The sequence below is a fragment of the Pontibacter harenae genome, from assembly GCF_020907245.1.
GTDB classification, from domain to species: Bacteria; Bacteroidota; Bacteroidia; order Cytophagales; family Hymenobacteraceae; genus Pontibacter; species Pontibacter harenae.
On the sequence record NZ_JAJJWH010000017.1, the window covers coordinates 25,983 to 45,947 of the forward strand.

General features: G+C 46.3%; 14 protein-coding genes and 1 pseudogene. 13 read left to right on the forward strand and 2 right to left on the reverse strand.

Annotation, left to right across the window (positions count from 1 at the left end):
* The first annotated feature begins 42 nt into the window (after nt 1–42).
* Nucleotides 43–2,124 carry an insulinase family protein gene (locus LN893_RS10765; RefSeq protein WP_229969829.1) on the forward strand — a complete coding sequence of 694 codons (2,082 nt, stop codon included), beginning with the start codon at nt 43–45 and terminating at the stop codon, nt 2,122–2,124.
* 333 nt (nt 2,125–2,457) lie between these two features.
* Here LN893_RS10765 and LN893_RS10770 read toward each other — a convergent pair whose 3' ends face one another.
* Nucleotides 2,458–3,366 carry a DUF72 domain-containing protein gene (locus tag LN893_RS10770; protein WP_229969831.1) on the reverse strand — a complete coding sequence of 303 codons (909 nt, stop codon included), beginning with the start codon at nt 3,364–3,366 and terminating at the stop codon, nt 2,458–2,460.
* Nucleotides 3,367–3,700: 334 nt separating this feature from the next.
* On the opposite strand from LN893_RS10770, the gene LN893_RS10775 reads away from it, so the two are divergent.
* Both LN893_RS10775 and LN893_RS10780 read left to right on the forward strand, forming a co-directional pair.
* Nucleotides 3,701–4,339, forward strand: coding sequence for a septal ring lytic transglycosylase RlpA family protein (locus tag LN893_RS10775; protein ID WP_229969832.1), 639 nt, complete (start codon nt 3,701–3,703; stop codon nt 4,337–4,339).
* 101 nt (nt 4,340–4,440) lie between these two features.
* A complete protein-coding gene (locus tag LN893_RS10780; protein ID WP_229969834.1) occupies nt 4,441–5,616 on the forward strand; it encodes a TIGR03435 family protein in 1,176 nt (391 codons plus the stop codon).
* Nucleotides 5,617–5,678: 62 nt separating this feature from the next.
* On the opposite strand, the gene LN893_RS10785 is transcribed toward LN893_RS10780, so the two are convergent.
* A complete protein-coding gene (locus LN893_RS10785) occupies nt 5,679–6,029 on the reverse strand; it encodes a DUF6970 domain-containing protein (RefSeq protein ID WP_229969835.1) in 351 nt (116 codons plus the stop codon).
* 270 nt (nt 6,030–6,299) lie between these two features.
* On the opposite strand from LN893_RS10785, the gene LN893_RS10790 reads away from it, so the two are divergent.
* From LN893_RS10790 to LN893_RS10835, 10 genes and pseudogenes are all read left to right on the forward strand, one after another.
* Entirely contained in the window at nt 6,300–7,946 is a 1,647-nt protein-coding gene (locus tag LN893_RS10790; RefSeq protein ID WP_229969836.1) for a TldD/PmbA family protein, read from the forward strand.
* A gap of 236 nt (nt 7,947–8,182) precedes the next feature.
* Nucleotides 8,183–8,368, forward strand: a pseudogene (locus LN893_RS20735) (four helix bundle protein); the annotation flags it as partial.
* A gap of 50 nt (nt 8,369–8,418) precedes the next feature.
* Nucleotides 8,419–9,735 carry a TldD/PmbA family protein gene (locus LN893_RS10800; protein WP_229969838.1) on the forward strand — a complete coding sequence of 439 codons (1,317 nt, stop codon included), beginning with the start codon at nt 8,419–8,421 and terminating at the stop codon, nt 9,733–9,735.
* Nucleotides 9,736–10,334: 599 nt separating this feature from the next.
* On the forward strand, nt 10,335–10,952 hold the full coding sequence (locus LN893_RS10805) for a DUF4159 domain-containing protein (protein WP_229969839.1): 618 nt from the start codon (nt 10,335–10,337) through the stop codon (nt 10,950–10,952).
* 46 nt (nt 10,953–10,998) lie between these two features.
* A complete protein-coding gene (locus tag LN893_RS10810) occupies nt 10,999–13,305 on the forward strand; it encodes a S41 family peptidase (protein WP_229969840.1) in 2,307 nt (768 codons plus the stop codon).
* A gap of 22 nt (nt 13,306–13,327) precedes the next feature.
* Nucleotides 13,328–14,323, forward strand: coding sequence for an AAA family ATPase (locus tag LN893_RS10815; protein WP_229969841.1), 996 nt, complete (start codon nt 13,328–13,330; stop codon nt 14,321–14,323).
* Between the two features lie 205 nt (nt 14,324–14,528).
* Nucleotides 14,529–15,068, forward strand: a complete 540-nt coding sequence (locus LN893_RS10820) for a hypothetical protein (RefSeq protein WP_229969842.1) — start codon at nt 14,529–14,531, stop codon at nt 15,066–15,068.
* A complete protein-coding gene (locus LN893_RS10825) occupies nt 15,068–15,970 on the forward strand; it encodes a DUF58 domain-containing protein (RefSeq protein ID WP_229969843.1) in 903 nt (300 codons plus the stop codon). The genes LN893_RS10820 and LN893_RS10825 overlap by 1 nt, the downstream gene beginning before the upstream one ends.
* Nucleotides 15,971–16,180: 210 nt before the next feature.
* Entirely contained in the window at nt 16,181–17,698 is a 1,518-nt protein-coding gene (locus tag LN893_RS10830) for a BatA domain-containing protein (RefSeq protein WP_229969844.1), read from the forward strand.
* A gap of 2 nt (nt 17,699–17,700) precedes the next feature.
* Entirely contained in the window at nt 17,701–19,884 is a 2,184-nt protein-coding gene (locus LN893_RS10835) for a DUF4175 domain-containing protein (protein ID WP_229969845.1), read from the forward strand.
* Nucleotides 19,885–19,965 lie beyond the last annotated feature (81 nt).

Genomic DNA, 19,965 nt, shown 5'->3' on the forward strand with positions numbered 1-19,965 from the left:
TGTTAGATATTAGTCTAATGTCTCTATAGATTTATCTTCATCATGAAAAAAATGTATAACACCCTTGTGCTCGTACTGGCTGTTGCTTTTACTGTCGCAGCACAAACCAGACAAACGCCACCTCCTCCAGGCCCTGCTCCTGAAATTGAGCTTGGTAAGTACGAAAGTTTTACTCTGAAGAATGGCCTTAAAGTATATGTGGTAGAAAACCATAAGCTGCCAGTCGTATCGATGCAGCTCGTACTGGACCGTGACCCGATTTTAGAAGGCGACAAAGCTGGCTATGTGCAGGCTGCTGGCCAGATGATGCGCACAGGCACAAAAAGCCGCAGCAAAGATCAGTTTGATGAGCAGGTAGACTTTATCGGAGCTAACTTGTCTTTCAATTCAACAGGATTTCAGGCTTCATCTTTAAAGAAGCACCTGCCTACGCTGATGGAGCTTACAACTGATGCACTTCTAAACCCCAATTTCACACAAGAGGAACTGGACAAGATAAAGAAGCAAATGGCCGCTGGCCTGGCGCAGCAGAAAGAAAGCCCAGATGCTATTGCTAACCAGACTCGTAGCTTACTACTCTATGGCAAAAACCATCCTTACGGAGAGTTGATGACCGAGGAAACAGTAGAGAACATCAAGCTGCAAGACATCCAGAACTATTACAACAACTACTTTAAGCCAAATGTCGGTTACTTAGCTGTTGTTGGCGACATCACTCCTAAAGAGGCTAAAAAGCTCCTAAGCAAGTCGCTGAAGAACTGGAAAAAAGCTAACATAAACCAGAAGCAGTACGACCTGCCACAACAGCCTAAGCAAACGCAGGTAGTGATAGTAGACAGGCCAAGCGCAGTACAAACGGCTCTTTCGTTTACTAATCCTGCAGCGTTAAAACCAGGTGCTGAAGACGCTATTCCAGCGCAGTTGATGAACATTATATTAGGAGGCAGCGGTGGTGCCCGATTGTTTAACAACCTGCGTGAAAAGAATGGCTATACTTATGGTGCATATTCTTCTATTTCTTCTGATGAAATTTTAGGCCGTTTCAATGCTTATGCCAACGTGCGTAATGCCGTTACCGATAGTGCAGCTATGGAATTCTTAACCGAACTGAGCCGCATCAGAAACGAAAAAGTAACCGAAGAAGAACTAAACAACGCCAAAGCATACATTACTGGCAGCTATGGACGTGGCTTAGAAAACCCTGGCACCGTTGCAAACTACGCCTTGAATACAGCTATTTATGGTTTGCCAGCAGATTATTATGCCAACTACCTTAAAAAGGTCGAAGCTGTAACGCCAGCCGACATACAACGTGTGGCGCAAAAGTATATACGCCCAGACCAGATGTATATTGTGGCTGTAGGTAATGCCAGCGAAATAGCTGAAAAACTGAAGCGCTTCGACAAGGACGACAACCAGATTACGTACTACAGCCCAGAAGGCGAGAAAGTGGACATGGCAGCAAAGTCTGCTCCTGCCGATGTTACAGCAGAGCAGGTTTTCACTAACTATATTCAGGCTGTAGGCGGCAAGGCTAACATCGAGAAGCTACAGGATATCTCCATCAACAGCACTGCCAGTATTCAAGGCATGCAGATACAGATGGAGCAGAAGCAGAAAGGTGCTGATCAGTTGGCAGTACAGCTAATGATGAACAACAGCCCAATCCAGCGTGTGATTATTAACGGAGACAAAGGCAAAATGGAAGCGCCAATGCAAGGCGTGAACAAAGAGATGACAGCTGAAGAACTGAAGGCTCAGAAAATGGAGCTTGATGCCTTTCCTATGCTGCGCTATAACCAAGCAGGTGTTACAGCCAAAGTTACGGGCACAGAAAAAGTGAATGGCAAAGATGCTTATGCAGTAGAAGTATCTGTACCAGGCGGCCAGAAGTCAACACACTATTTCGATAAGAACTCAGGCCTTCGTGTAAAGCAGGTAACCAGCGTTGAAACACCGCAAGGAGCCATTACACAGACTAGAACCTTCAGCGACTACAAAGAAGTGAACGGTGTAAAGTTTCCTTATGTAGTGGAAACTGTAGTCGGCCCTCAGGTAATGAAGTTTGAAGTACAGAATATTGAAGTAAATAAAGGTCTGAACGACGAAACTTTTAAGTTATAATTTATAAGTTTTTTTAGTCTAAAAAGGCGTTTCCTGCTCAGGAGACGCCTTTTTATGGTTGTACTTTTCATGATTGGAGAATGGTGTATGGTGTTTAGCTAGAGTTATTTTTTGGTGCGAAAACTACCTCTTGCCACAGCAGGTGTTCTTGTATTTGGCAGGTAATTCGTTTACTGTTGAACTTTCTCTCATTTAGCAGGAGACACAGCAGATTGAGTTGCCTTTGTTGGGCTCTGCGAGCCCGTAAAGTCGGAGACTCCACTCTGTTAATAAGTCACGAATCTGGAGATTCGCGCCAGTAAGGAACTACATTTTAACTCTTAAACTCACAATTCAAAAAAGCTCTCCCTGCACAGGCTGTACAAACTTTTTTGGAGGCCTTAAGTCAAACTCACATACTTCATTTAACTTATTGATCAGGTAAGTAGCTAGCTCTGGTGAAGCCGTGTTATCAGGTTCGTGCACAAAAAAGTACAGCTTCTGCAGTCCCAAGTCAAACCATACTTTCAGTCGTTCCACCCAGGCATCAATGCGGGTATAGTCTGTAGGATGCAGGCCGTTGCCTACAAAGCGGACCATGGCTGTTGGCGTGGTAAGGCGCATGTGCAGCACGTCTCTTCGGCCAGCTACATCGGTTAGCACAGTGCTGGCCCTGTACTTCTGTAGTACCTCAAAAAGCTCCAGCGAGGCAACATTATCCGTAAACCAATCGGGATGTCGCAGTTCTACAGCTATGGGTACGCTTTCGGGTACATACTTTACAAAGTTTTCCAGGTCTTGTAACTGCCTCGGGCCAAAAGAAGGCGGCAACTGCAGAAAGGTGTCTCCTAACTTATCTTCCAGGCTAGCCACGGCTTCACAAAAAGTAGCAGACAGGTCTAACGTTCGGCTTAACTGGCTCTCGTGGCTAATCAGTTGCGGAAACTTAGGGCAGAAGGTAAAACCCTGCGGCACCGACTGCCGCCATCGCTCAATGGTACTCTGTGTTGGAATATGGTAGTGGGTACTATTCAGTTCTATGGTGTTAAACTGCTTTGCATACCATAGTAAAGAGTCTTTCTCAGGCATTTTGGCAGGATAATACTGCCCTACCCAAGCCTTGTTTACCCACACAGGCAAGCCAATGTATACCTCAGGCTTCTGAGCCTTCTTTTCTTGCTGCAGCAAAAGCCCTGTATCGGGGTGGTCTGGTGGCAGCGTAAAATCTACGCGGCTGATATTTTGTAGCTTTCCAAAATCCATATCTGCTCTTTATTTTACACCTTGCACTATTCAAATTGATGCACAAAGTAACGTATTCAGTCTTGCCTCCCTCTAATCAATACCCCCCTTCTCTTATCAATAAATATAAGGTCACCGCTCTTTATTTTTTTATGATGACCATAAAAATTTGTTCTGTTGTTCAATACATGAAAATATTGCCATACGTACTTTAAACGCACATTTTGCAAACGAAGACTTACAGCAAATTTAACCAGATCGACCGTATCCCCCTACACACTTTGCCAGAAATGAGCTTAAAAGGGCTGATTTAAAAAATTTGCTTATCTTTGTCGCTTCACCAACTATTAACTATATGAATATTAATAGAAAGTGCTCTATTTTTACAGTAATTCTATTTTTTATTATCGGCATTAGCCAGTCCACTTTCGCACAAAGCGAAGACATTCAAAAAGGACAAGCCTCTTGGTACGGGAGCAAGTACCATGGCAAAAAAACCAGCAGCGGCGAGCGTTATAACAAAAACGACATGACCGCCGCCCACAACACCCTCCCTTTCGGCACAAAGGTAAAGGTAACCAACCTCGACAACAACGAAACTGTAGTGGTACGTGTAAACGACCGCGGCCCCTATGTAGGCGATCGTATAATTGATGTGTCTGAGGTGGCTGCCCAGAAGCTAGGCTTCCACTCCCAAGGAGTCGGTACGGTTAAGGTAGAGGTTTTGGAGCTACCTGGAAATTACGATCCACAGAATGCAGGCTTCTACACCATCCAGACAGGAGCCTACACCGATCAGAAGAGAGCGCAGCAGCTTAGCGCAAAACTTAAGGCTTTTGACAAGTACCTTACCGTAGAGGTAAAAGAAGAGCAGATAAAAGGCAGAAAAATTCACCGCATCAGAGCGGGCCGTTTCGATAATCGCAAAGAGGCAGAAGCCTTCAACGATTTGCTAAAAGAAGCAGGACTTTCTGGCCTTGTAAGAGAAGCGTAATCCTTTCTTATACTATAAAACAAAAGCGGGAGCCTTATGTAAGGCTCCCGCTTTTGTTTTATAGTTGTTTTCCGTAACTTAATCAAAATACAACCAACAGTATGCAAAAGACTCTTCTACCCCTTCTCTTCCTGTTACTTATACTTCAGGTAAACACGGCCAAAGCAGCTGCTCCAGAAGTTGGCGAAGCGGCACCTAAGCTACAACTGACAGGGCTGCTGCAGGCATCAGGCAAACTAGAGCAGAACCTAAATTCGCTAAAGGGCAAAGTGGTGGTACTGGAGTTTTGGGCCACCTGGTGCGCGCCCTGCATTGCAGCTATGCCACACCTGAACGAGCTTTCAGAGAAGTATAAAAACAAAGGCGTACAGTTTATATCCGTTACCGACGAGACGGATGAAAAAGCAAAAAACTTTCTGAAGAAACGCAAGATAAATGGCTGGGTAGGTATAGACGGCAACGAAGCCATGCATGAGGCGTACGAGGTGCAGGCTATTCCGTTTACCGTGGTAATCGGTGCAGACGGCAACGTGTTAGGCTATCCTGACGGAAAAACACTTTCAGAGGAAATGCTGAATAAAGCACTAGCAGGAAAGACACTGACAGTAGCAACCGATTCACCAGAAGCACCTACTTCCAATACTACTGCTGATTTAGCTAAGCCACTTTACGAGCTAAGTATACGGCCGTCGGCAAGTCAGGGAATGTCTAACATGCTGATGCCCCAGATGTACAGGACTAAAGGCGCTCAGGCTCTGGACATCATTAAAATAGCATTTGATGCGACTGATAAACAAACAGAAGTAACCACTACCTTACCCGAAGGAGGTTTTGATGTAGTAGCCACCAACCCAGGCAAAGGCTCGCCTATGTGGGCATGGCGCCCGCAACTGCAGCAGATGCTGCAAGATGTGTGGGCCATAGAAGTACGCCAAGAGCAAAAAGAGATGGAAGTGTATGAGCTAATTACCACCACAGCTGCAGCCAAACGCTTAAGAGAAGCCGCCCCGGAAGAGGCTTATAGCCAGCAAAGTTCCGACGAAGGCGTACTGGCAGGTCGCAACACATCCACCGCTGGTTTAGCTAAAATATTGCAGAACGTGCTAAAAGAACCTGTAGTGGATGCTACCAACTTGCAACGCAAGTATGACTATAATTTATACTTCGACGAAAACAAACCTGAGACACTCCTAAAATCCTTAGAGGAGGAAATGGGGCTGAAGCTAAGAAAGGTGAAGCGGCCTATAGAGCTGCTGGTGATCGCCCCGAAAAAGTAAAAACAAGAGGCTGCACCTGATTCAGATGCAGCCTCTTGTTTTTAGAGCCACCTGCTATGCGTTTAGTTTTCCCATACTGTCCTACTATAGGTGGCATTGCTAAAATCTTTTCCGTTTATAACAGTATCACTCCATCCTCCTACAGTTCCTAAGCTGTTACAATCAGAATTCATTACTTTACTAGACTGATCGGTCTTACATGTACCAGAATTAAAGACGTATACCGTCTCGTTCTGAAAGTTATATTCATCGACCTTAGCACCTGTACTACATGCTACTTTACTGAAGTCCTTAATACTTTTCTCCACACATTTCGGCACCCCCTTTTCAACATCAACCTTTTCACAGCCAGCCAAAATTAAAACTGCCAATATTGGAAGATAAACCCCGCTTCTCTTCAGTCCTTTTTTCATACGATCATTGTATTTTTAACTACTCTTCTACACAATACTTGCAGTTTTGTTAGTGTGACCCTACATCCTTACAGTGGTTGCATGCAAAGCTTATTTCTCTTTTTAAATAGAAGGGGCTGGTTGATTTTTTATATAACTGCCAACACCATTCATCTATAAATATACCCCTTTCGGCATTTTTAGCCTCTCTGTACTTTGAAAGATGGGAGAAAAGAATTAAAATTAACTACCGAAAAACGTTACCTCTTCAAACTAAACTAATCTTATACTTTGAAAAGAAGAAATTTCCTTGAATTGTCGGCACTTGGATTTGGTGGCTTGATGCTGCCCAACATCCCTGTGTTCGGTGATACTGTATCGCCAGAGCGCATGCTGGAGCAGGTTGATACTGCCCTTAAAAAGCGCTTAGCCGATGTAGCTTTGAACACAGCAAAATCGAAAGGTGCCTCTTATGCCGATGTGCGCATTGGCCGCTATCTGCAACAGTATGTCTTTACCCGCGAAAAACAGGTACAGAACATTGTTAACGCAGAGTCTTATGGTGTAGGCGTGCGTGTGCTGGCAAACGGTACCTGGGGCTTCGCCGCCACCTCCGATGTGTCGGACAAAGGTATAGCCAAAGCTGCCGAACAGGCTGTAGCCATAGCTAAAGCCAATGCCAAGTTACAAAAAGAGCCAGTGCAGCTAGCTCCTGTAAAAGGTTACGGCGAAGTAAGTTGGCGCACTCCGATGGAGAAAAATGCTTTTGAGGTGCCTGTTGGCGAAAAAGCTGATCTGCTTTTAGCCGCTAACGCCAAGGCAATGGAGAATGGCGCTAACTTTGTTAACTCCGCGCTATTCCAGGTAAACGAGCAGAAGTATTTTGCCTCAACTGAAGGTTCTTACATCGACCAGGACATCCACCGCATCTGGCCAAACTTTACGGTTACAGCCGTAGACAAGGCTTCTGGCAAATTCAGAACCCGCGAAGCCTTGAGTGCACCGATGGGCATGGGCTATGAGTACATGATTCCGAAGGCATCCGAAAAAATAAAAGGTCCTGAAGGCACTGGTTTGGTAGGCTACCGCTATGCTTACGATATGTTGGAAGACGCTGCCCTTGCCGCCAGACAAGCCAAAGAAAAGCTCACGGCAAAGTCGGTGTTGGCTGGCAAGTATGACTTGGTGCTGGACCCGAACCACCTCGGATTGACGATACACGAATCGGTAGGTCACCCACTGGAGTTGGACCGTGTGCTTGGCTACGAAGCTAACTATGCAGGCACTTCCTTTGCTACTTTGGATAAATGGAAGACTAAAAACTTTAAGTATGGTTCTGACAAAGTAAACATTTTTGCCGACAAGGTACAACCTGGCTCCTTAGGCCTAGTAGGCTGGGACGATGAAGGTGTAAAAACAAAAAAGTGGGACCTGATAAAAGATGGCGTTTTGGTAAATTATCAGGCTATCCGCGATCAGGCACATATCATTGGCGAAGACGAATCTCATGGATGCTGCTACGCCGATAATTGGAGCTCTGTGCAGTTCCAGCGTATGGCTAACATCTCGCTTGCACCAGGCAAGGAGAAGAAAAACGTAGACCAACTGATTGCTGGAGTAGACAAAGGCATTTACATTGCAGGCCGAGGTTCTTATTCTATAGATCAACAGCGCTATAACTTCCAGTTTGGTGGCACAACCTTCCACGAGATCAAGAATGGAAAGATTGTCGGTCCGCTGGAGGACGTAGCCTACCAAAGCAACACCCAAGAATTCTGGAACTCGTGCGCTGACATGTGCGACGAAAGCGACTACCGCCTCTTCGGCTCCTTCTTCGACGGAAAAGGTCAGCCAAGCCAGGTGAGCGCAGTATCGCATGGTTCAGCCCATACACGCTTTAACGGTGTAAATGTAATCAATACCGCTAGACGCATTTAAATGCGAGTCACGAGTTCTGAATTCTGAGTCTTGAGTTGAACCAAGTTATACTCCGAAACATGGCTGAAAGTATAGTGGCTTCTAAATCTTATCCTTTTGCTTTACGCATCATTAAACTATACAAGCACCTTACACAGGAGCAGCGGGAGTTTGTACTGGCAAAGTAGGTGCTGAGAAGCGGCACTTCTATCGGAGCAAACGTAGAGGAAGCACTCGGAGGCTAAAGCAAAGCTGACTTCAGGCATAAACTGAGTGTAGCTTTAAAAGAGGCCAGAGAAACCAGTTATTGGCTGCGCCTGCTCAAAGATACAGATTACATAAAACCAGATGCCCTCAACAGCATCCACGGCGAGTGTGATGAACTGATCAGAATCCTGAAAAGCATCATCCTAACTTCCCAGCAGAAAGAAGTTAATTCGTGACTCAGAACTGATAAAGTAATACAGTTTGAAATTTAGCAAAGACATCTAAAATGGCAATATTAACGAAAGAAGAGGCTCAGGCTATACTTAAAAAAGCACTGGGTTATTCGAAGGCTGATGAGTGCGAGATAACGCTCAACGGCAACACTGGCGGCAATATTCGCTATGCCAGAAACGAAGTATCTACCAGTGGCTCAGAAGAAAATATTTCTATGTCGGTAGAATCTCGTTTCGGAAAGCGTTCAGGCGTAGCCACTATCAATGAGTTCGATGATAAATCGCTTGAAAAAGTAATAAGGCGCTCAGAAGAAACAGCGCGTTTAGCTCCTGAAAGTCCAGAATACATCGAGCTACTTGGCCCGCAAAAGTACACTGTAACAAAAGAGTTTTTTGATAGCACCAACAAAGTAGACCCCGCCTACCGTGCCGATGCAGCAGCTAAAAGCATTGCCGCCGCAGCCGCCAAAGGACTTACTGCCGCAGGCTTCATGGAGCACTACAGCAACTTTACGGCTAAAATGAACTCGAAAGGTTTGTTTGCCTACCATCCGTCTACTGTGGTAGATTTCTCGGTGACCATGCGAACGGAAGATGGTACTGGCTCTGGCTACGTTACCCAAGACTTTAGTGATATCAGCAAACTGGATACAGGCAAAGCATCTCAGATAGCCGCCGAAAAGGCTGCCAACTCTCGAAACGCCAAAGCACTGGAACCAGGCAAGTACACCGTAATTCTTGAGCCTGCCGCCTCCATCGACCTATTGCGGAACATGTTCCGCAGCATGGACCAGCGTAATGCCGAGGAAGGCCGTAGCTTCCTGAGCAAAGCAGGTGGCAAAACAAAGGTAGGCGAGAAGCTCTTGGATGAACGCATCACTGTTTATTCAGATCCTTCTAATGTAGAAGTACCTTCTGCTCCTTTTGCAGGCGATGGCCGTCCGCAGCAGAAAGTAACCTGGATTGATAAAGGCGTGGTGAAGAACCTGTATAATTCCCGCTATTGGGCATCTAACAAAGGAGCTGTGTCTGTTCCACCTCCTGGTAATACGATTATGGAGGGCGGCGACCAATCTTTGGAAGACATGATCAAGAACACTAAGCGCGGTATTCTGGTCACTCGCCTGTGGTACATTCGTGCCGTAGACCCTCAAACACTGCTCTACACAGGCCTTACCCGCGACGGTACGTTCTACATTGAGAACGGCAGAATCATGTATCCAGTAAAGAACTTCCGCTTCAACGAGAGTCCCGTTATTATGCTGAACAACCTGGAGGCACTAGGTAAGCCGCAACGCATCAACGGAAGCTTAATTCCACCAATGAAGATCCGCGACTTTACGTTCACGAGTTTGTCGGATGCGGTGTAAATATCAATAAAGGCTTACTAATGAATGCCGCGTGCAGCTTAGCTATACGCGGCATTCATTAGTAAGTCAATATTATACCCTTTGCTGCACTTTCGGATTGTAAATCCGAAAGTAGAACTACCGCGGATTTGTAATCCGAAAGAGTAAAGGCTGTCGCTATTAGCAGGCAAGCGGATTGCAAGCCCGCAGTTAAAAAGATTCGGATTATAAACCCGAATCAGCGAAATAATTATAGAGGAATGGTAGCTAAAAGTCTACACCACAAGCTTAAAGGTAGCAATTGAGATATGGTAGTTAGCTTGTTCAAGAGGCATATAATCTCAACTATTGCTGTAGTTTTTTATCTGGGATGGCTTTTATATGTCTACAACTGGTTTAAATCAGGGGTCGCCAATTATCCTAACTCTTGTGGAGCAGCAAATGGTGCGCTAATTGTGCTCACGTTGCTGATGACAATAGTGTGCATGTTAACCATTATTGTCAAGCTTGTTATATCGAAAGGAAGAGACTGTTGGGCTTCTGTTATATTTCTGCTTTTAATTCTTCTCCCCTTTATTGCTTTGTTCTACTTATAATTTTCTTTTGCCCTAAATAACATTTTGGTTCCTTTTACCTTCGTACGCTTAAAATACCGCTCTGGCAACTGGGATACCGACCCCCGTATGCCCAGCAACCTGCTGCACTCGCTTATCCAGTACACCACGGTAAAGGTAGAGGAGCAGGAGAAAGTTGTGGCTTTGGATAGCAGTGAGTTGTTTAACTTCCCTTTCAGCTACCTGAGCGGCCACAAGCTAGTGCAGTTCGACCAAAAAGAGCGACAGAATTTTGAGACTTACGTGCGTAATGGCGGCTTTGTGTTTGTAGACGACTGCAACCACGACATTGACGGTCTTTTTGCACGCTCGTTTGAAGAGCAGATGCGGCAGATCTTTGGTCAGAATGCCTTAAAAAAGATTCCGAATAACCACAAGCTTTACAAATCCTTTTTCACCTTTGAGGAAGGCCCTCCTACCACCTCCTTTGAGCTAAATGGCTGGGGCGATGACTTAGTACACGACTACCTGAAGGCAGTGGAGATAGACGGGCGCATTGGGGTACTATATAGCAACAAAGACTATGGCTGCGAGTGGGACTACGACTTTCGCAACAAACGCTGGCTGGCAGAGGATAATACTAAGTTTGGAGTGAACATAATAATGTATGCGCTAACGAGTTAATATATTAAAATTAGTTAATGTTTTAACAATAGTGTTATCTTAAACTATGAAACTGAAAGCGCTCTTACTCCTTTTGCTGCTCATCACTATCGGCAATACCTATGCCCAGCAAGACAGAAAAATTGAAAACGCCACTGCCTTTGCAAAGCTCTACGGCTATGTAAAGTACTTTCACCCGAGCGATGAAGCAGCAGCCATAAACTGGGAGCGCTTTGCCATCTATGGCAGCAAACAAGTAGAGAATTGTAAAACGCCAGAGGAACTTAAAGCCACACTTACAACTCTCTTTCAACCTATAGCGCCAACTGTTAAGATATATCTGGAAGATGAAGATGTAAAATTTAACCAGCAGGAGCTAACACCTTCAAAGCTAAGAAAACACAAAACAGTTGCCTGGCAACACATGGGGCTAGGTTTTGGCGACAGTAGAAGTCCTTACAAAAGTGCCCGCACCAACCGCCCAACAGTAGTACAGCAAGCCGCCGCTTCTAAATTTGGCTCCATTGCCAAACGGATAGAAGCCGCTAATTATGTGGGAAAAGAGTTTATCTTGGAAGGTAAGATGCGCATGATAGAAGGAGCTGGAACAGGCCACCTATGGGCGCGCATAGATAAAGCCGACAAGACAATGGGCTTCTTCGAAAACATGAGTAATATGCCCGCCACCTCAACTAAGTGGCAAGATTACAAGATTGAAGGTACAGTAGACAAAGGCGCAGCTACTATAAATATTGGCGCATTCTTGTCGGGAACTGGTGAAATGTGGCTGGACGACATCAGCTTTAAGGTAAAGGAAAACGGCATCTGGAAAGAAGTGTACGCTGAGAGCTTTACAAATGAAAAGCCAGGCAAAGCACCTACAGCACTTAGCAGCGGTATCTCGGGCAGCAGTAAATCTGGTAATTCTAGCTACAACTATACTATTCAGCAGGACGGCAAGCACAAAGACAACAAATATGTTGTTTTTAGGAGCGTAGCAGAAACACCTAAACAGCGAAAGCAAAAGCCGCTATTCCAAGCCTATCCACAAGTAGGAGAGTACACAGCCACAACAATAGGAGGCGGTTTAAAAGCTATTGTGCCGCTTGCCCTTTACGGCACAACTGAACAAACTTATCCAGAAACTGATAGAGCCGACCTTACACAACTCCGAGACAAGTTGCGAGCCATTCCTGCCGCTGATCTTAAGGGAGCAAATTTATATACCAGACTCGGCGACATTACCATCACCTGGAATATTTTCCAGCACTTTTACCCTTACTTCGAGATTGCCAACACCGACTGGCACCAGGACCTGCGTGATGCCATAGCCAGAGCTTATACAGATCAAACTACCGTTGATTTCCAGAAGAACCTGCAGAAACTTACCGCTAAACTACAGGATGGCCATGTACGTGTAGTCTCCACCGATAATAAAGCCACTTATCGCCCACCTATTACTTGGGAGTGGGTAGAGAATAAGCTCGTAATCACAAATGTATTAGATGCTAACCTTCCGCTGGCGAAAGGAGATATTGTTACGAATATAAATGGCACCACACCTGAAGTACTATTTGAGAATATACACCAACATATTTCGGCGGCTACCAAAGGCTGGCTCTACACCAGGTCTGAGTTGGAGTCGTTATTGGGAGAACAGGATTCTGAGCTACATCTCACCATCTTAAAAGCTGACAACACAACTGAAGATGTAAAGCTTAAGAGGTCGCTTACCTACCAACAAGTGGCAGCAGCCATGCCACAAGCCGAGAGCATCAAAACGCTGGGCGACGGTATCATGTACATCAACCTGGATACGACTCCTATGGAAGAGATAAGCAAGGTGATGCCTCAACTACAACAAAGCAGAGCTATTATCTGCGATTTGCGAGGCTATCCAAAGGGCAACCATGAACTGATTCAATACCTGTTACCTACAGCCGATACTTCAAAGCAGTGGATGCAAGTGCCACAGCTGGTTTATCCTGACCAGGAAAAAATAGTAGGTTATCAGAAATTTGGCTGGCTAATGAAGCCTAAAAAGCCTCAATTAACGGCTAAAGTTATTTTCCTTACCGACGGTAGTGCCATCAGTTATGCTGAAAGCTATATGAGCTTTATAGAGCATTACAAGCTAGCTACCATTGTAGGGCAACCTACAGCAGGCACGAACGGAAACATTAATCCTTTTTTGCTTCCTGGCGGCTATCAAATTCCCTGGACGGGCATGAAAGTACAGAAGCACGATGGCTCGCAACTACATGGCGTGGGCATTATACCTGATGTTTTTGTAGAGAAAACCATAAAGGGCGTTCGGGAAAACAGAGACGAGTTTTTAGAGAAAGCAATAGAAATAGCAAGTACGGTACTTTAAGTGCTATCATAACTGACATCAAGTGACGGAACAAGACATACAAAACCTGCTAAGCAAACTACCACGGCTAAAGCAGGAGATACAGAAAATTATAGTAGGCCAGGAGGAGGTGCTGGACGAGGTGCTGATTACCTTATTAGCAGGCGGACATGGATTGCTGGAAGGCGTGCCAGGTTTGGCCAAAACGCTGCTGGTACGTACCCTGAGCAACGCTATGGAATTAGGCTTCCGAAGAATCCAGTTCACGCCTGACCTGATGCCAACCGACATTTTAGGTACCGAAGTGCTGGAAGAAGACCATGCAACAGGCAAGCGTTTCTTCAAGTTTAACGAAGGACCGATCTTCTCCAACATTGTGCTGGCCGATGAGATAAACCGTACGCCACCCAAAACGCAGGCGGCCCTGCTAGAGGCGATGCAGGAGCACGAGGTAACGTATGCGGGTAAAACCTATCCGCTGCCACGCCCTTTTTTCTTGTTGGCTACCCAAAACCCAATCGAGCAGGCAGGTACTTACCCGCTGCCAGAGGCGCAACTGGACCGCTTCCTGCTGTTTATCAAGATAAAGTACCCGACTGAGCAGGAGGAGCTTAACATTCTTTCCAGCACCACGGGTACCAAGCAGGCGCAGGTGCAACCAACTATAGCAGGCGAGGAGGTACTAAAACTAAAACAACTGGTACGGGAGGTAAGCATTAGTGATGAGCTGCTTCAGTACGTGAACCAGCTCGTGCGCGCTACCCGCCCCGACAGCACTACTGTTGAGTTCATCAAGACATACTGCCGTTGGGGAGCAGGCCCTCGCGCAGGTCAGGCGCTTATACTTACCTCAAAAGCACGGGCTTTGCTGCACGGCCGATTTGCTGTTACAGCCGAAGATGTACAAACTATGGCTTTTCCTGTGCTGCGCCACCGTGTATTAATTAACTTTACGGCAGAGGCTGAGCAAATATCCCCAGACAGAGTTGTAGAGGAATTGCTGCAAAGTATAAAATTGCCGAAGGCGGTGTTGGTTTAATAGCCCTTCCTGGTTCTTTCCTTAAAACCAGGAGAGGGAAATAACGGATGCATCATAGTTCTAAACTGTTAGTGTATGCCTAGCGCAAAGTATTACCTCTCCTACTGCAGAAAATTCCCTTCCTGGAAGGGTTAGAGGAGGGTTCATTATCTTGCAATAGCCTGCAGCCCTAGCTGTATTTATAACCAAAAGAAGAGACGAAGAGATGGAAGAGGTTGATATTATTAAATTCACCATTGCAGATAACCTAATCCTCAAGAAGGTATTAGGCGAAAGAATATATTATTTCTATACAGAACACTTAAGAGTAGAGGCTGTTGGCAAAGAGGTGAGCTATTGGGCTCCTGAATATGCGCTAGGGCTGAAAGTTAACAGAAGTGACGTTTCTTTCATTAATATTAGTGCCGACCACAGTAATTCAGACAAATCTGCTACAACTTATTTTAAGTTTGAAGTAGGTGAGAGTAAAGCTCCGCTACGCAAAGAAAAGTTACTACAGTCGGGGCAGTACTCTGAAATAAAGTTGTATTCTTCTCCTGTCATCATGATAGAGATTTACCAGGATTGGAATAAAGAGTTTGAGGAGAAAATAATGTATGACGCCGCTTTGGTTTTTTATACCGAGTCAAACAGGTATCTGCTAAAGGTGAGGGAACAGCTAATTGGTGGAGTAGATATTATTATAGAAGAAGCAACGATAGAGACTATGCTATCTGATTTAAAATTAAGGCAGACGTTAGTTTAATGTCCCAAAGCGCAAATAGATTCATCGACCCAAAGGTGTTGGCTGGTATAAAAAACCTGCCGCTGCTGGCTAAAACAGTAGTAGAAGGTTTTATGGCGGGGCAAAACCAAAGCTTGCGACGTGGAGCGGGCCTTGAATTTAGCCAGTACCGAAGCTATCAGCCAGGAGACGACCTGCGGCAACTCGACTGGAAAATGTTTGCCCGATCGGACCGCTATTATATTCGCGAAGCAGAGGTAGACACAAACATTACGGTTCGGTTCATAATAGACGGTAGCGCTTCTATGGCACACGAAGATGCAAACGGCATCAGCAAAATAGACTTTGCCCGTTTCCTGGTGGCTTCGTTGGCTTACCTGGCAACCACACAAGGTGATGCGGTCGGCCTTTATGTGTTGCACGAAAAGCAGTTGGTTAACCTGACACCACGCTCCGACAACATGCACCTGCAGCGGTTCTGGCATCAATTAACCGAGATAAAGCCAAAAGGAAAGTTTCCTGATGCGGCTACCTCGGCTAACATCTTTGCAAATAAGCGGCAGAAAGAACTAACGGTATTCCTGACTGACTTGTATGAGCATGAGGGCGAGATAAAAGATTTGCTTTACAAGGTAGGAGCGCAGCGGCACGAGCTTTTGCTATGCCACCTAATGGCTCAGAATGAGTTGGAGTTTGCCTACAGCGGCGGCACTCTCACCTTCGAGGACCTGGAAACAGGCGAAACAATGCAGGTAAACACGGCAGCCCAACGGAAAGCATATTTAAAACGGCTACAGGAATGGCTACAGCAGACGGAAAGAGACATGCGCAACCGCCAAATCGCCTATGACTTATTCATCACAAACGAACCGTTAGACAAAGCTCTCCGCACGTTCTTGCAAAAGCGGCTGCTGGTGAGTTAATTTTGAATAACTGAATATTGAATGACTGAATAAAAAATGAAAAACCCACCCCCTACCCCTCCGAGGAGGGGAGTTACACTAACAGAAAGGTACCCTTTGAAGGGTGCATGAGTAAAGTAGTCACTCCAAAAACAACATTCTAACTTTCTACCTTTATAACTTTCTAACTCTTTTTAACTCCCAAACCCTCTAACTCCTAAATTCCCCAACTTGAACCTTCTTTCTCCATACTGGCTTTTTGCAGCATTGGCAGTACTTGTGCCAATTGCCATACACCTATGGAACAAGCGGCAAGGGAAAACGGTGAAGGTGGGAAGCCTGCGCTGGCTGCAGCCAGCAGCTAGCAAGCAGTGGAGCAGTATTAAGTTAAACAATGTGTGGCTACTCTTGTTGCGCTGCCTAATTTTTATAGTACTGGCTGTGGCGTTGGCACAACCTGTTTGGGAGGAACACCCACAAGAGCCACAGGGGCAGAAGGCGGTATATATGGGGGAAGAACTGCTCTATTCCTCAGCGCTGGAAAAGATAAAACCTACCATTGAATCGCTGCTACAGCGTGGCTATAGCCTGCACCGCTACAACTCAAATTTTGAGCAGATACCGCAGGAGAACTGGCAACACATCAGTAATAGAACCAGCGATTCAACTGTAACAGACAGCACAAACTACTGGAATCTTTTGGCAGCTCTTGCGCAAAGGCATCAGCAGGAAGAAGACAGTCTTTGGCTGTTCACTTCTGATCAGCAACGTTATTTTAGAGGTACAAAGCCTGCCTCCATACCTACCAATATACATTGGATACCAGTTGCCACAGAAGCAGCATCGGCCTGGGTGCAAACCGCTACACAACTTTCTTCGGATAGTCTGCTGCTGATCATCGGCCAGAGCAACCGTGAGAGCACAACGTTTAGCCAGCAGCGCATCGCCAGCTCCGCCCAAAGTATTAACCTGCCTAACAACCAAAAGCTACAACTACGGCGGCGGCAGGACAGTTTACAAATTATTCATCCTGGCCAAAGTATAAATCAGGTTCCAATACAGCAGAAGCCACTGCAGGTGGCCATCCTTTATGAGGAGGCGCAGGAGGCAGAGCTTCCGTACTTGCAAGCTGCTATCAGCGCCATCAGCAACTACACGGGCTTGCCTATCAACATAAATACGGCAGTAGCACAACAACCTGACACGGCTGTACAATGGGTTTTCTGGTTACGAAACGAGGCGGTGCCTACGCAACTGCTACAGCAGGTGGCGCAACAAGGGCTACAGCTATGGGTGCAATCTGCGAATAGGCCTTCAGCCATCAAAACAAGCTTAACTACAACTGCTGATACACCTGTTCCTATACACCAGCTGAGTGCAACAACAGCAAGACAAAGCAATATGCTTTGGGCAACTACCAACGGAGAGGAGTTGCTTTCAGTTCAGCCCATAGGGCGAGGCAATGTATACAGGTTCCGCAGTGGCTTTAGCCCAGCCTGGAGTGGCTTAGGGCAAAGTGCGCAACTGCCAGAGCTCCTGTTTCCACTGTTATTTCCACAGCCAAACAAAACAGCTTACGACATGCGAGCCCTGGACGAGCGGCAACTGAAGCCTGCCACACATGCTGTGGCTACTACTGTCTCTACACCTGACGCAGCAAAACAACACCTATTGCCGTGGTATGTTCTAGCAGCGTTTGTGTTGTTTTTAATGGAGCGAATCATTGCCAGCAGACGTGTAAAAGTTTAAGTATGGACCAGGAACAAAGTATACAAACCTTACAGCGCATCCGACGGCAGTATTTGCAGGCAAAAACCTGGCTGTACGCGCAGCAGTCATCGGCAGCTGTGGCGGTTGGTGGTGCTATACTTTTCAAGTGGAAGTTTGAGGTGCCGCTGCTCACAGCTACTGCCGTGACAATGATGGTGGGGGCTGTTTTATACCTTGCACTGCGATGGAAAAGTTTGCAGCGCATCAGTCTGAAGCAGGTAGCCGAGCACCTGAACCGCCAGTACCCGCAGCTGGAAGATAGCACCGCACTTTTGCTTCGTCCTGCCGCTGAGCTGAACCTGCTGGAACGCTTGCAGCAACAAAAAATAGCCGAACGATTGCAGGCACTTCATCCTGATAAGAAAAAGGCATTCAGGTTAAAACCCACAGCATCGCGTGTAGCATTGGCCGTAGGGTTAGCCTTGGCCCTGTTAATTGTTTATGTACCTGCCGCATCCTTTGCACCAGCTTTCAACACCAATGATGAGCTACTGATTGAGTTTCCTGATGTGCCTGCCGCCGTTGCTGACACTGCTGTGAGCATTGAGGAAATAGAAATAACAGTTACTCCGCCAGCTTACACGGGCAAAAAAGCCTATAAAGCGGAGCAGCCGAATCTGCGTGTGGAGCAGGGCGCAACCGTAACATGGCACATCAGCACAAACAAACCAGCAGAAAAGCTATCGTTGGTACTAAATGAACAAACTCCGTTGCCGCTACGCCAGCTAAAAGAATCCTATACTATAGCACGTACTTTTACAGAACCAGCACTGTACCACCTCAACCTCAACGGACAGAAATCAGCATACTATACGTTGGAGATCATTCCCGACGAGGCACCTCTTATTCAAATCAGCAAACCAAAGCAATACACAGAAATATTGTTTGGAGAACCGCAGCGGGTAAGCCTGCAGGTACAACTATCTGATGATTATGGCATACGAGAAGCAAATCTGATAGCAACTGTAGCAAAAGGCACAGGCGAGGCTGTGAAGTTTCGGGAAGAGAAAATGAGCTTAGGGCTTAACGGCACCAAGCGGAGTTTGCAAGTAAACCAAACGCTTGACCTAAAAAAGCTAGGCATGACGTACGGCGATGAACTATACTTCTACCTGCAGGCTTGGGACAACCACCAAGGCTACACCCGCTCCGAAACTTACTTTGTGCAGATTGAGGACACCACCATTGTAGAGTCTTCTTTTGATATGTCGATGGGCGTGAATCCTGTGCCAGAGTATTTCCGGAGCCAGCGGCAAATTATTATCGATACAGAGAAGCTACTGGCAGAGCAGAAAAGCATCAGCAAAACCACTTTTGATGAACGCTCCAACAATACTGGGGTGGACCAAAAGCTGCTGCGCCTGCGCTACGGCAAGTTTTTAGGTGAAGAAGCTGAAAGCGGCATAGGACCAGGAGGCGGTATACCAGAAGGCGAAGAAGGCCACCACGCTGACGACGGCCATGATCACGGTGCGGCTGAGTTCAGAGACAAGAACGATCCGCAGGCGCTGCTCGACCCTTACATGCACAAACACGACCAGGAAGGTGAAGCTACCATTTTTGAACCCGCCGTGAAAGCCAAACTGAAAGGGGCACTGGCTCAGATGTGGGAGGCAGAACTTCGGCTTCGGACAAGTAAACCCAAGGAGGCATTGCCTTTTGAATACAAAGCGCTGCGCATGCTGAAGGAAGTGCAGCAAAGCACCCGCACCTATGTTGCCAAAACAGGATTCGAAGCTCCGCCTCTGAAAGAGCCAGAACTACGTCTGACAGGTGAGTTAAATAAAATCACGCCGCCAGCAAAGCGTACTACCACAGAAAATGAAGCTACTCTACCGCATACACGCGCTGCGCTGCAATGGTTGGAGCGCCAGAAAATTGGCGGGAAGTATAGCCAAAGAGATGCACAACTACTGGAGCGGGCGGGACAGGAGCTTGGTCAAGAGGCACTGCATCAACCTGGCCGATATCTCCGAGCCCTGCAGGACCTCCGCACGCTAATCGCAGACATCAACCGTAAGCAGCCACTCTGTGCGCCTTGCCTAATAACGGTGGAACGGGCATGGCAGGAATTGTTACCCCCAGCGGAGAGGACACCACAGAAAACCAGCACTATCAGAAGCAAACTTTCGCAGCAGTATAGGGAGGAGTTAAATAAAAGATAAAGCAGCAGAAGGAAGGTACACTACAGCAAATTAATTATTTTCAAATATCTAAGCTAGTATAAGACGTCCTTAAAAACACAT

What these genes read in the sequence shown, in the direction of transcription:
- LN893_RS10780 (WP_229969834.1), top strand. Translation starts at nt 4,441, where the DNA reads ATGCAAAAGACTCTTCTACCCCTTCTCTTCCTGTTACTTATACTTCAG.
- LN893_RS10800 (WP_229969838.1), top strand. Translation starts at nt 8,419, where the DNA reads ATGGCAATATTAACGAAAGAAGAGGCTCAGGCTATACTTAAAAAAGCA.
- LN893_RS10765 (WP_229969829.1), top strand. Translation starts at nt 43, where the DNA reads ATGAAAAAAATGTATAACACCCTTGTGCTCGTACTGGCTGTTGCTTTT.
- LN893_RS10825 (WP_229969843.1), top strand. Translation starts at nt 15,068, where the DNA reads ATGTCCCAAAGCGCAAATAGATTCATCGACCCAAAGGTGTTGGCTGGT.
- LN893_RS10775 (WP_229969832.1), top strand. Translation starts at nt 3,701, where the DNA reads ATGAATATTAATAGAAAGTGCTCTATTTTTACAGTAATTCTATTTTTT.
- LN893_RS10810 (WP_229969840.1), top strand. Translation starts at nt 10,999, where the DNA reads ATGAAACTGAAAGCGCTCTTACTCCTTTTGCTGCTCATCACTATCGGC.
- LN893_RS10820 (WP_229969842.1), top strand. Translation starts at nt 14,529, where the DNA reads ATGGAAGAGGTTGATATTATTAAATTCACCATTGCAGATAACCTAATC.
- LN893_RS10770 (WP_229969831.1), bottom strand. Translation starts at nt 3,366, where the DNA reads ATGGATTTTGGAAAGCTACAAAATATCAGCCGCGTAGATTTTACGCTG.
- LN893_RS10785 (WP_229969835.1), bottom strand. Translation starts at nt 6,029, where the DNA reads ATGAAAAAAGGACTGAAGAGAAGCGGGGTTTATCTTCCAATATTGGCA.
- LN893_RS10835 (WP_229969845.1), top strand. Translation starts at nt 17,701, where the DNA reads ATGGACCAGGAACAAAGTATACAAACCTTACAGCGCATCCGACGGCAG.